16 protein-coding genes are annotated in these 11738 nt (G+C 66.6%); 12 read left to right on the forward strand and 4 right to left on the reverse strand.

What is annotated here, in order from left to right:
• Positions 1-38: 38 nt before the first annotated feature.
• Together DYI42_RS21220 and DYI42_RS21225 are read right to left on the reverse strand one after the other, a co-directional pair.
• The gene (locus DYI42_RS21220) at positions 39-710 is read right to left on the reverse strand and encodes an NUDIX hydrolase (RefSeq protein ID WP_213548758.1); all 672 of its coding nucleotides are present in this window, start codon (positions 708-710) and stop codon (positions 39-41) included.
• A gap of 41 nt (positions 711-751) precedes the next feature.
• The gene (locus DYI42_RS21225; protein ID WP_244868067.1) at positions 752-1126 is read right to left on the reverse strand and encodes a DUF983 domain-containing protein; all 375 of its coding nucleotides are present in this window, start codon (positions 1124-1126) and stop codon (positions 752-754) included.
• A gap of 303 nt (positions 1127-1429) precedes the next feature.
• Between DYI42_RS21225 and DYI42_RS21230 the strand changes: the two genes are divergently transcribed.
• From DYI42_RS21230 to DYI42_RS21285, 12 genes are all read left to right on the forward strand, one after another.
• Positions 1430-2041, forward strand: a complete 612-nt coding sequence (locus tag DYI42_RS21230; protein ID WP_213548760.1) for an EF-hand domain-containing protein — start codon at positions 1430-1432, stop codon at positions 2039-2041.
• 123 nt (positions 2042-2164) lie between these two features.
• Positions 2165-2749: an RNA polymerase sigma factor gene (locus DYI42_RS21235; RefSeq protein ID WP_213548762.1), complete on the forward strand. Its 585-nt coding sequence runs from the start codon at positions 2165-2167 to the stop codon at positions 2747-2749.
• Entirely contained in the window at positions 2742-3164 is a 423-nt protein-coding gene (locus DYI42_RS21240) for a dihydroorotate dehydrogenase (protein ID WP_213548764.1), read from the forward strand. Before DYI42_RS21235 ends, DYI42_RS21240 begins: the two co-directional genes overlap by 8 nt.
• Positions 3165-3172: 8 nt before the next feature.
• Positions 3173-3700 carry a periplasmic heavy metal sensor gene (locus DYI42_RS21245; protein WP_213548766.1) on the forward strand — a complete coding sequence of 176 codons (528 nt, stop codon included), beginning with the start codon at positions 3173-3175 and terminating at the stop codon, positions 3698-3700.
• Between the two features lie 83 nt (positions 3701-3783).
• The gene (gene dnaG, locus DYI42_RS21250; protein WP_213548768.1) at positions 3784-5757 is read left to right on the forward strand and encodes a DNA primase; all 1974 of its coding nucleotides are present in this window, start codon (positions 3784-3786) and stop codon (positions 5755-5757) included.
• 154 nt (positions 5758-5911) lie between these two features.
• Positions 5912-7903 (forward strand): RNA polymerase sigma factor RpoD, encoded by a 1992-nt coding sequence (rpoD, locus tag DYI42_RS21255; protein ID WP_213548770.1) that lies wholly within the window; start codon positions 5912-5914, stop codon positions 7901-7903.
• 116 nt (positions 7904-8019) lie between these two features.
• Positions 8020-8490 carry an REP-associated tyrosine transposase gene (locus tag DYI42_RS21260; protein ID WP_213548772.1) on the forward strand — a complete coding sequence of 157 codons (471 nt, stop codon included), beginning with the start codon at positions 8020-8022 and terminating at the stop codon, positions 8488-8490.
• Between the two features lie 75 nt (positions 8491-8565).
• Complete coding sequence (locus DYI42_RS21265) at positions 8566-8838, forward strand: type II toxin-antitoxin system Phd/YefM family antitoxin (protein ID WP_213548774.1); 273 nt, start codon at positions 8566-8568, stop codon at positions 8836-8838.
• Positions 8835-9092: a Txe/YoeB family addiction module toxin gene (locus DYI42_RS21270; protein ID WP_213548776.1), complete on the forward strand. Its 258-nt coding sequence runs from the start codon at positions 8835-8837 to the stop codon at positions 9090-9092. Before DYI42_RS21265 ends, DYI42_RS21270 begins: the two co-directional genes overlap by 4 nt.
• Before the next feature lie 3 nt (positions 9093-9095).
• Positions 9096-9452, forward strand: coding sequence for a YigZ family protein (locus DYI42_RS21275; protein WP_213548778.1), 357 nt, complete (start codon positions 9096-9098; stop codon positions 9450-9452).
• Positions 9453-9456: 4 nt separating this feature from the next.
• Positions 9457-9711, forward strand: a complete 255-nt coding sequence (locus DYI42_RS21280) for an HlyU family transcriptional regulator (protein WP_213548780.1) — start codon at positions 9457-9459, stop codon at positions 9709-9711.
• Positions 9712-9727: 16 nt separating this feature from the next.
• On the forward strand, positions 9728-10036 hold the full coding sequence (locus DYI42_RS21285; RefSeq protein ID WP_213548782.1) for a DUF1294 domain-containing protein: 309 nt from the start codon (positions 9728-9730) through the stop codon (positions 10034-10036).
• Here DYI42_RS21285 and DYI42_RS21290 read toward each other — a convergent pair.
• Positions 10026-10697, reverse strand: a complete 672-nt coding sequence (locus tag DYI42_RS21290; protein ID WP_213548784.1) for an SDR family oxidoreductase — start codon at positions 10695-10697, stop codon at positions 10026-10028. The genes DYI42_RS21285 and DYI42_RS21290 overlap by 11 nt on opposite strands.
• Positions 10698-10755: 58 nt before the next feature.
• Entirely contained in the window at positions 10756-11571 is an 816-nt protein-coding gene (locus DYI42_RS21295) for a TIGR00282 family metallophosphoesterase (protein WP_213548786.1), read from the reverse strand.
• Between the last annotated feature and the right edge of the window lie 167 nt (positions 11572-11738).

Below are 11738 nucleotides of genomic sequence, written 5' to 3' on the forward strand. Positions count from 1 at the left end.
GGGTGCGGGGGGCTGGCCCCCCGCTCCTGCCCTCTCAATCAGCGCAACCGCCGAATGCCTGCCACCAGATCGTCATTCTTCACGAAGGGCACCCCGTCAGGCGGCGCGTCATGGCCGGTCAGCTCCGCCACCTCGCCCAGAACCACCTCGGTGATGAAGGGCAGATCGAAGCTGCGGGCGCGGGTGAGCGGGATCCATTGCAGCAGCGACAGCTCGTCTTCGGCGCGCGAAAAATCATCCGCGTCGCCCGACACCCGGCTGGCAGGCGCAAGGAAGAAACGGGCGTCGAACCGGCGGGGGCGGCCCGGCGGGGTCACGGCGCGGTAGACAAAGCGCAGCCCCTCGGCGGAAGGCAGGTGGCCGGTGGCGGCAAAGCCGCGCCAGCCTTTCGGTGCCGCGCCGGGCCATGCGCCGGGCACGCCGAGGATCAGGCCGGTCTCTTCCCAGAGTTCGCGCACTGCGGCGGCCAGAAAGGCGGTCACCTGCCCTTCACCCGCCTCCAGCGCCAGCCGCGCCGCGCAGAGCGGGTCGGGGCCGGTGGCGAAGGGCACGGTCGCATCCACCGCATCCACCGCGCCGCCGGGAAAGACGAACTTGTTCGGCATGAAGGCCGCCGATGCGCCGCGCTGGCCCATCAGCACCTCGACCCCTTCCGCGCCCTCGCGGTAGAGGATGATCGTCGCCGCGTCGCGGAGTTGTGTCTTGTCCATGCGCCTCTCGCCCGGATCTGGCGGCTGAGGGAGCGGACCGGTCAGCCGCGCTCGCCGCCGAAGCCGTGCATCCGCTTGGCCCATTGCAGGCCGACCATCAGCCCTTTCAGCCGGGGCAGAAGGTAGAGCGAAAGCGCAACGCAGCCAACCGAAAACCCGGTGGCCATGATCAGCGGATCGGGGCGGAAAGTGGAATACACGAAGAGGATGAGCGGCGCGAGGATGTGGCCCACGATGACGATGGTCAGGTAGGCGGGGCCATCATCGGCGCGCTGGTGATGCAGCTCTTCCTCGCACACCGGGCAGGCATCGCGCACCTTGAGGTAGCCCGCCATCATCGGCCCGTTGCCGCAGCTCGGGCACCGTCGGCGCCAGCCGCGCAGCATGGCGGTCTTGGATTCACGATCTTCAATCATGGCCGGATCGGCCAGGGCACTCTCTGACGACATCTTGCGGGCATCCATGTTTCCTGTGTGGGGCCGGGCCATCGTGGCACGCTGCCGAAGCACACCCCTTCGCTACGACTTAAGTAGCGCAATGGGCGCCTTGGTGTGAGGGCACAGATTGTCCTTGCGGCGGGATGTCGCAAAACCAGTGGCCGAAAAAAGCTGCACCGCACCGACGGAAGCCGCGCCGCCGCCCGTTTGAGAAGCATCAACGGGCCAGCAAGACGGCCCGGAGGCAACCAACCACGAGCACTCCCAAGGAGGACACGACACATGAAACGCGTATTGCTTCTGACCACTCTCATCGCCACCGGCCTTACTGTGGCCCCGATGGCCGAAGCCCGTGGCCCAGGCGGCGGAATGGGCGGAATGGGCATGGGCCCGGGCGCCGACCCGACGCCGCCCAGCTTTGCCGAACTCGACACCAACGGTGACGGCAGCCTTTCTGCTGAAGAGCTCGCCGCCGGTGACGCGGTGCGCTTTGCCCGTGCCGATGCCAATGGCGACGGTGAGATCAGCGCCGAGGAGCTGGCCGCCGCAGCACAGGCCCGCGAAGAGGCCCGCCGCACGCAACGCGCCGAGCGGATGATCGAGCGGCTCGACACGGATGGCAACGGCACCGTCTCCGCCGAGGAGTTTGCCGCAGGCCGCCCCGAACGGGCGCAGGAGCGCCGGGCCCAGATGCTCGACACCCTGTTCGAGCGGATGGACACCAACGATGACGGCACGGTGAGCGAGCAGGAATTCGAGACGGCCATGGCCTTCCTCGCCGAGCGCGGTGAAGGGCGTGGCATGTGGGGCCGCGACCGCGACCACGACCGTGGCGCGCATCGCGGTGGCGACGAGCGGGGTGGCAAAGGACATGGCCACTACCGCCGGAACTGATCCGCGCCGTTTCGAAGCTTCCCTCCCCGCGTGTCGCGTCATCCCCCGAGACGCGCGGGGAGGGGGCCCTGCCTACGTGGGCGGGGCGTTGAGACCACAGGTAAGACCGGTTACTGACAGGCGATGCACATGCCCCTCGATGCGCCAACAGAGCCCGAAGACGACGTGCTCCTGGCCCGGTTCGCCGGTGGCGACCGCGCGGCTGCGCGGATGCTCACCCTCCGGCTGACGCCGATGGTGCTGGGCCTCGCCACCCGCAGGCTGGCCGACAGGGCCGAGGCCGAGGACGTGGCGCAGGAGGCGATGATGCGGCTGTGGAAGATCGCGCCGGACTGGCGCGCAGGCGAAGCAAAGGTGAGCACCTGGCTCTATCAGGTGGCCCGCAACCTCTGCACCGACCGGCTGCGCAAGAAGCGGGGGCAGGCGCTGGACAGCATCCCCGAGCCCGAAGACGAGCGGGCCGGAGTGGTGGAGCAGATGCAGGCCGAGGAGCGCGCGCAGGCGCTTTATGCCGCTCTCTCCGAGTTGCCCGAGCGGCAAGGCGAGGCGGTGCGGCTGCGGCACATAGAAGGCCTGGGCAATCCGGTGATTGCCCGGCAGATGGACATTTCCGTGGAGGCGGTCGAAAGTCTGATCGCTCGCGGCAAACGCGCACTGGCGGCCCGGCTGAGGGGTGCCCGCGCAGAACTGGGGTTGAGCGATGGCTGACCATGACGACAAGCTGACCGCCTCCGAGGAGGCCCTGCTGGAGAGCTTCTTCTCCGCCGCCTGCGCCGATGAAGCAGTCGCGGCAGAGCCCTCTCCAGAGCTTTTGGCGCGGGTGCTGGAAGATGGCTACGGCGTGCAGGATGCGCTGGCCGCTGTGCCTGCGCAGGCCGCCCCCTACCCCGCTCCGCGCCGCGGCATCTTCGCCGCACTCCTTGCCGCCATCGGTGGCGCACCGGGTCTTGCCGGGCTGGCCGCTGCGACGGTGGCCGGCGTCTGGTTCGGCGCAAGCCCGCCCGAGGCGGTTTCAAACGTGACGGCAAGCCTCTTTGCCCCCGCGAGCGCAAGCGAAGCCGTAGCGGACGATGACCTGCTGGGCTACGACATGGCCTATGCCGACCTGCTGACAGACGGCTGAGAACGAAGATGACAGACCTGCAACCGCCCCCGCCCGAAGACACCCCGCGCCCGCGTCGCCGCTGGATGCGCGTTGTGCTGGTGCTCTCGCTGGCCGCGAACCTCGCCGTGGCGGGCCTCGTGCTCGGGGCCTGGATCACCCATGGCGACAAGCACCGCGACGGCAGCAAGCGGGGGGAGCGGGTGACGCGCGAACTGGGCTTCGGCCCCTACGCACGCGCCATCCCACGTGAAAGCCGCGACGGTTTGAAGGAGGCCATAGAGGCCCGGCGCGGGGCCCTGCGGGCCAACCGTGACACCCTGCGCAGCGCCTTCGAGGCCACCCTTGCCACGCTGCGCGCCGAGCCCTTCGACCGCGCCGCGATGGCCGAGCAGATGGCTGCCCAGCGCGCGGCCATCTCCGACAGCCAGCAGATCGGACACGAGATCCTGCTGGACCGGCTGGAGCGGATGAGCCCCGAAGAGCGCGCGGCCTTTGCCGACCGGCTGGAGCGCGGCCTTGGCCGGGAGCCGGGCCGGAAGAAGGCGCGCGACTAGGCCACCGCTAAGGCCTGCCCCCTCCGCAGCACCCCGCAGCCCATCTGCTGGACGAATCCGCCGCGCGGCCCGATATATGGTCTATGTCGCTGCCACCCGGATTCCTTGACGAGTTGCGCACCCGCCTGTCGCTATCTGACGTGGTGGGCCGCAAGGTCATGTGGGACCGGAAGAAATCCAACCAGGGCAAGGGCGACATGTGGGCGCCCTGCCCGTTCCACCACGAGAAAACGGCCAGCTTCCACGTCGATGACAAGCAGGGGTTCTATTACTGCTTCGGATGCCATGCGAAGGGCGACGCCATCAGCTTTGTCCGCGAGACCGAGAACGTTGGTTTCATGGAGGCGGTGGAGATTCTTGCTGGGGAAGCGGGCATGCAGATGCCCGCGCGCGACCCGAGGGCGCAGGAGAAGGCCGATACCACGACCCGGCTGACCGAGGTGATGGAGCAGGCGGTGCAGTGGTTTCGCCTGCAGCTGAAAACCGCCGCCGGGGCCGAAACCCGCAGCTACCTCGCCGGGCGCGGGCTGGGCGAGGAGGCGCAGGAGCGCTGGGGCCTCGGCTTTGCCCCTCCAGGCTGGGAAGGGCTGCGTGAGGCGCTTGTTGGGAAGGGCGTGAGCGTGGATGACATGCTCGCCTGCCGCCTGCTGCGCGAGAGCGACAAGGGCCGCGCGCCCTATGATGCCTTCCGCAACCGCATCATGTTTCCGATCCGTGATATCCGGGGCCGCTGCATCGCCTTCGGCGGTCGCGCGATGGACCCGGCGGACAATGCGAAATACCTGAACAGCTCCGAGGGTCCGCTCTTTGACAAGGGGCGCGTGCTCTTCAACCATCAGCAGGCGCGCGGCGCGGTGGGCAAGGGGCAGACGCTGATCGTGGGCGAGGGCTACATGGATGTGATCGCGCTCAGCGAGGCGGGCTTCGGTGCCGCCGTCGCGCCGCTGGGCACCGCGATCACCGAAGATCAGCTGCAACTGCTGTGGCGCATGTCGCCCGAGCCGGTGGTGGCGCTCGACGGCGACAAGGCAGGCCTGCGCGCCGCGATGCGCCTCATCGACATGGCCCTGCCCGAGATCGGCCCGGGCCGGAGCTTGCGCTTTGCGCTGCTGCCCGAGGGCAAAGACCCCGACGACCTGCTGCGCGCCGAGGGCCCGCCCGCGATGCAGGCGGTGCTTGAGCGGGCCGAGCCGCTCTCCGCCCTGCTCTGGCGGCGCGAAACCGAAGATCGCGCGCTCGACAGCCCCGAGCGCCGCGCCGCGCTGGACGCGTCGCTGCGGGCCGCCACTGCGCTGATCCGGGATGCCGATGTGCGACGGCACTACGAGGAAGACTTCAAGCAGCGGAAGTGGGAGCTCTTCAACCCGCGCCGCAGCGCCTCCGCGGCGCCCGCGCAGCCCGGCCAGCAGCGCCAGTGGCGCCCGCGCGGCGCGCCCCTGCCTGCCCTGCCCACGCCCTCCACCCGCAGCTCGCTGCTGGCGGCGGCGGGGGCCGAGATCGAGGAGCACCTGCGCGAGGCGGTGATCCTCGCCACGCTTCTCACGCATCCCGAGTTGGCCGACGAGTTTGCCCATGCCATCGAGGAACTCGACTGGAAGGGTGACGGCCATGCCGCGCTGGCGATGGCCCTGCTCGCCCATGCCGATGCCCCCGATCCGCGCAGCGCGCTGGAAGCAGAATTTGGCGCAGCCGCCCTTGAAAAGCTGTTCACACCGGCACATGTCCGCATTGCGCCCTGCATCCGCAATCCCGGCGATATGGAGCTTGCTCGCATGTGTCTCGCCCAGGATTTCGCAATCCTTTCTGCCGATCGCGGGGCCGCGCGGGAGATCGCCGAGGCGATGCACCAGATCGACGGGCTGGCCGACGAGGGCCTGACCTGGCGTTTGGGGCAGGCTTCGGAAGCCCGGCACCGCGCCGCACATAACCACGAGACCGACAAGGCCGACTATGACATCGCCCCCAACGGCGCCCGCCTCGACCGCCATGAGCGCGCCAGCCTCGACGCCCTGCTGGAGCAGATCGGACACCAGAAGCCGCGCTGCAAAGGGAATTGAGTCGCATTGTCGACATTCCCGCCACAGGGCGCGCGCCTTTCACATCAATTTTTATGGGCTTCTGCTGGAATCTCCGGTGATTCGCGCTATTGATTCGGGAACCCCGAATCGCGCGTTCCCCCGGACCGCCCGGAACGCCCTTCAGGAGAGCTAGATGGCCGCCAAGGACAACGACGACAACAAGCCCGACGACAGCGAAGCCGAGCCGATGCTCGACGTGAGCCAGGCGGCGGTGAAGAAGATGATCGCCGAGGCGCGCGAACGCGGCTACATCACCTACGATCAGCTCAACCAGGTTCTGCCGCCCGATCAGGTCTCGTCCGACCAGATCGAGGATGTCATGTCGATGCTCTCCGAGATGGGCATCCAGGTGACAGAAGACGACGAGAACGAGGATGAAGACGAGGGCAAGGGCTCGACCGCCGTTGTCGAAACCTCCTCGTCGCGCGAAGTTGCCGTCGCCCAGACAGAGACCGAAAAGCTCGACCGCACCGATGACCCGGTGCGCATGTACCTGCGCGAGATGGGCTCGGTGGAGCTGCTGAGCCGCGAGGGCGAGATTGCCATCGCCAAACGCATCGAGGCCGGTCGGAACACCATGATCGCCGGGCTCTGCGAAAGCCCGCTGACTTTCCAGGCCATCACCATCTGGCGCGAGGAACTTCTCAACGAAGACATTCTGCTGCGCGACGTGATCGACCTCGAAACCACCTTTGGCCGCGGCCTCGACGGGGACGAGGAGGACGAGGAAGAGGTGGCCGAGGCCGCCCCCGCGTCGGACGAGGACAAGAAGGAAGAGAAGCAGGAGCTCGACGCCGACGGCAACCCGATTTCCAGCGACGACGATGACGACGATGACGACGACGAGCAGGCGAATATGTCGCTCGCCGCCATGGAGGCCGCGCTGAAGCCGCGCGTGCTGGAAATGCTCGACGTGATCGCCCGCGACTACACCGAACTGGCCGAGATGCAGGACCAGCGGATGTCGGCCACGCTGAACGAGGATGGCTCCTTCTCCGACAAGGCCGAGAAGAAGTACCAGAAGCTGCGCGGCGAGATCGTGCTGCTGGTGAACGAGCTTCACCTGCATAACAACCGGATCGAGGCGCTGATCGACCAGCTCTACGGCATCAACCGCCGGATCATGTCGATCGACTCCGCGATGGTGAAGCTGGCCGACCAGGCCCGCCTCAACCGCCGCGAGTTCATCGACGAGTATCGCGGCTACGAGCTGGACCCGACCTGGATGGACCGGATGTCGGAGAAGTCGGGCCGCGGCTGGCAGGCGCTGTTCGAGCGCTCCGCCGAGAAGGTCGCCGACCTGCGGATGGACATGGCACAGGTTGGCCAATACGTGGGCGTCGACATTCCCGAGTTCCGCCGCATCGTGCAGCAGGTTCAGAAGGGTGAGAAGGAAGCGCGCCAGGCCAAGAAGGAGATGGTGGAAGCCAACCTTCGCCTGGTGATCTCCATTGCCAAGAAATACACCAACCGTGGCCTGCAGTTCCTCGATCTCATTCAGGAAGGCAACATCGGCCTGATGAAGGCCGTCGACAAGTTCGAGTATCGGCGCGGCTACAAGTTCAGCACCTACGCCACTTGGTGGATCCGCCAGGCGATCACCCGCTCCATCGCCGACCAGGCCCGCACCATCCGCATCCCGGTGCATATGATCGAGACGATCAACAAGCTGGTGCGGACCGGCCGCCAGATGCTCCACGAGATCGGCCGCGAGCCGACGCCCGAGGAACTGGCCGAAAAGCTCCAGATGCCGCTGGAGAAGGTCCGCAAGGTGATGAAGATCGCCAAAGAGCCGATTTCTCTGGAAACGCCCATCGGCGACGAGGAAGACAGCCAGCTCGGCGATTTCATCGAGGACAAGAACGCCGTCCTGCCGCTGGATTCGGCCATTCAGGAGAACCTGAAAGAGACGACGACGCGCGTTCTGGCGTCCCTGACGCCGCGCGAAGAGCGCGTGCTGCGCATGCGCTTCGGCATCGGGATGAACACCGACCACACGCTGGAAGAAGTCGGCCAGCAATTCTCGGTGACGCGAGAACGTATCCGGCAGATCGAGGCGAAGGCGCTCAGGAAGCTAAAGCACCCGAGCCGGAGCCGGAAGCTGCGGAGTTTCCTGGATCAGTGAGGGTCGATGGGTGCGCCATGAATGCGCACCCTACACGCCCCGTAGGGTGCGCATTCATGGCGCACCTGTCTCTTGTCGATTAGCGGTCCGTTAACCATGGCGTGACACGATGGGTCATGTCCTGCTACCACCGCCCTCGCCTGAATGGCGCCTCGATCTTCTTCACGGTCTGCATTGCGCGGCGCGGGTCTTCCCAACTCATCGACAATGTTCACATCCTGCGCGAGGCCGTTCGCGTCACCAAACGGGAGCGCCCCTTTCACATAGACGCCTGGGTCGTGATGCCCGATCACCTGCATTGCGTCTGGACGCTGCCGGCTACGGATGCCGACTACGCAACCCGCTGGAGCGTGATTAAGGCCCGCGTCTCGCGTGCTCGCCCGCATTCTGCACGCCGAGCGAGCCATGCCCAGCGGCGCGAGCACGGCTTCTGGCAGCGTAGGTTCTGGGAGCACCATCTGCGTAGCCCGGCCGACAAGGCCACGGCCATTGAATATTGTTGGGTCAAACCGGTGAAACACGGTTTGGTCGAGCGACCGGAGGACTGGGATTGCACCTCCTGGCATCGCGAGCATCGTGCGGCATGAGCCAAGGTGCGCCATGAATGCGCACCCTACGTGAGCTCCTTGCTCCACCGTACACAATCACGTACACTCCACCCCATGAAACACGCCTCCTCCACCGACCTGCGCAAGAACCTCTCGGCGATGATGGATGCCGTTACCGCCGATCATGAGCCGCTGCTTGTCACCCGAGCGGGCGGCAAGCCGGTGGTCATGCTCTCGCTGGAAGACTACGAGGCGCTGGACGAGACCACCTATCTTCTCGCCAACCCGGCCAACGCGGCCATGCTGCGCCGGTCCATCGCCCAACTCGATACCGCCGAGACTATCACCAAGACCATGGATGAGTTGGACGCCATGGCGAAGGAATGAACGTTACCTTCACCGCCGAGGCCTGGAGCCACCACACCTACTGGCAGAAGGCCGACAAGAAGCTCATCGCCAAGATCAATGCCCTGATAAAGGAATGCCAGCGCCACCCCTTCGAGGGCACGGGCAAGCCTGAAGCGCTGAGAGGCGACCTGTCCGGCTTCGTGTCCCGCCGCATCAACCACGCACACCGGCTGGTCTACCGAATCCATGGCAACGCTATCGAAATCGTCAGTTGCCGCTACCACTACAGTTAGCCCATGCCCCTCACCCTCCACGACAATATCCTCACCGACCGCGGCTCCAAATACGCCGTCTCCGGTGGCCCCGCCGCCTCGAAAGACGAGGCCCTCGCCCTCGTCAAAGAGCTGAAACGGCAGAAGAAATTCGCCAAGGCGACCCATAACACATGGGCACTGCTCACCGAGGACGGCCCAATCAAGAACGACGATGGCGAGGCGGGCGCGGGCATGGTGATCGTGCGGATGCTGGAGCGCGCCGCCCTCACCAACCATGTCATCATCGTCACCCGCTGGTTTGGCGGCACCCATCTGGGCGGCGACCGCTTTCGCCGGGTGCAGGACTGCGTTACCTATTACATCGACCAGATGGAGTAGCCCCATGTCCCTGCTGTCCAAACTCTTCGGCAAATCCGAGCCGCCCGCGCCCGAGCCGGTGGAGCACGCGGGCTTTGCCATCACCCCCTGCCCCGAGAAGGCGGCAGGCGGGTTTCGCATCGGGGCAATGATCGAGAAAGACGGCAAGCGCCACCACATGATCCGTGCCGATGTGATCGCCGACGAACAGGACGCCATCGGGGCCAGCCTGCGCAAGGCGCGCCAGATGATCGACGAGCAGGGCGACCGGCTGTTCTGACTGGCGCCGGTCCGGCATGACCTTCGCTGCACTTGGCACGCCCTTGCCGCCTTGGCTCGTCGTCGCGCTGCTCTTCTGCGCCGTCAACCTTCTCGCCTTTGCGCTCTTCAGCTTGGACAAGACGAAAGCTCGCATGAGAGATCGCCGCATCTCCGAGGCTGCGCTTCTCACCGTTGCTGCCCTGGGCGGTGTCTGCGGGGCGAAGGCAGGCCAGCGACTGCTGCGCCACAAGACGCTCAAGCAGCCCTTCGCCCGTCGGCTGAACGCTATCGGGCTGCTTCAGGGGGTGCTCGTCGTCGCCCTGGTCTGGGCGGTCAGCCGGTAGGCATCACGAAGACTTCCTGCACACTGGCGCGCGGGTCGGCCTCCAGCGCGAAGAGAACCGCGCGGGCGATATCCTCGGGTTGCAGCTTGTCGGGCTTGGGCTCGTCGAAGAAAGCGGTGTCGACCATGCCGGGTGCAACCACCGTCACCCGCGCGCCGAACTCGCGGAACTCCTCGGCAAGGTTGCCGCCGTAGCCATGGACAAACCACTTTGTGGCGCCGTAGAGCGAGCCCTTGATATGCCGCCGCCCTGCCGCGGAGCCGGTCAGAAGCAGATGGCCGCCGCCGTCAAAATGCGCGCTCGCCGCTTTGGCCGTCCACATCACGCCAAGGATATTGAGGCGGATCATCGCCTCCCATTCCTCGGGGTCGCCGTCGCGGGTGCCCGGCGTGTCGAGGCCCATGCCTGCGTTGGCGAAGGCGGCATCGACCCCGCCGAAATGCGCAGCCAGCTTCTTCATCGCGCCCTGCTGGTCGTCGAGCAATGTGGCATCGCCGGGCAACGCCAAGGCCATGTCGCCCAACTCCTCCACCAGCGCGGCCAGCTTGTCTGCCGAGCGGGCGAATAGCCCCACGTTCCAGCCCTGCGCCACGGCAGCGCGTGCGGTTTCGGCCCCGATGCCGGAGGAGGCGCCGGTGATGAAGAGAGTCTTGTCGGTCATGTCGGTCCTTTCGCGTTTGTCAGGCAGACAACGTGGTGGGGCCGATCTGGTTGCGTGGCTAGGCCGGGCCGGATTGCTCCAGCCGCCCACCCTGGCGCACCTGCACCACCCGCTTGGCCAACCCTGTGCGATCATCCGTTTCCACATAGAGGCCGCAGAGCGTGGCCTCACCCATCGCGGGTTGAAAGCGGCCCTTGCTCATGCCGGTCACGAAGCGGCGCAGCGGCTCATCGGGCTCCATTCCGATCACTGAGTTGTAATCGCCGCACATTCCCGCATCGGCCTGAAAGGCGGTGCCCCGTGGCAGCAGCTGCGCGTCGCCCGTCGGCACATGGGTATGGGTGCCCACCACCACGCTGGCGCGCCCGTCGCAGAAGTGCCCCATACCCATCTTCTCGGAGGTCGCCTCGCAGTGCATGTCGATCAGCGCCGCCTGCACCAGCCCGCCCGGCGGATGGCTCTTCAGCACCGGCTCGATGGCCGAAAACGGATCATCGAAACACCGCTTCATGAAGACCTGCCCCAGCACCTGTGCCACCAGAACCTTGCGCCCGCCCGGCGCTTCGTACACCCGATAGCCCTTGCCCGGCGCGTCCTTGGCAAAGTTGATCGGGCGCAGGATGCGAGGCTCGTTGCCGATGTAGCTGAGCATCTCCTTCTGGTCGAAGGCATGATCGCCGAGCGTCACCACATCCGCCCCGGCCTCCAGCAGCCCCTTGGCATGGGCCGCCGAAAGTCCCGCGCCGGAGGTGGCATTCTCGCCGTTGACCACCACGAAATCGAGCCGCCAGTTGGCCCGCAGCTTGGGCAGCCGCTCGGCCACCGCCGTCCGGCCCGCGCGCCCCATTACATCGCCAAGAAAGAGTATCCGCATGTTCTAGCCCTAAGCCGACAGCGCAACGACGGCAAGCCTGCGCCACCCCCACCCCTCTCGGAGCTCCAAAACTATCCCCGCCGGAGGCACAAATCTTTTTCGGACCACCGCCAAAGGGCTGGGCGCCCCGCCCGCCTGGGCCGCGCGTGGCGGAACGCCCACCCGCC

The organism is Vannielia litorea (assembly GCF_018424695.1).
Classification (GTDB): Bacteria; Pseudomonadota; Alphaproteobacteria; order Rhodobacterales; family Rhodobacteraceae; genus Vannielia; species Vannielia litorea_A.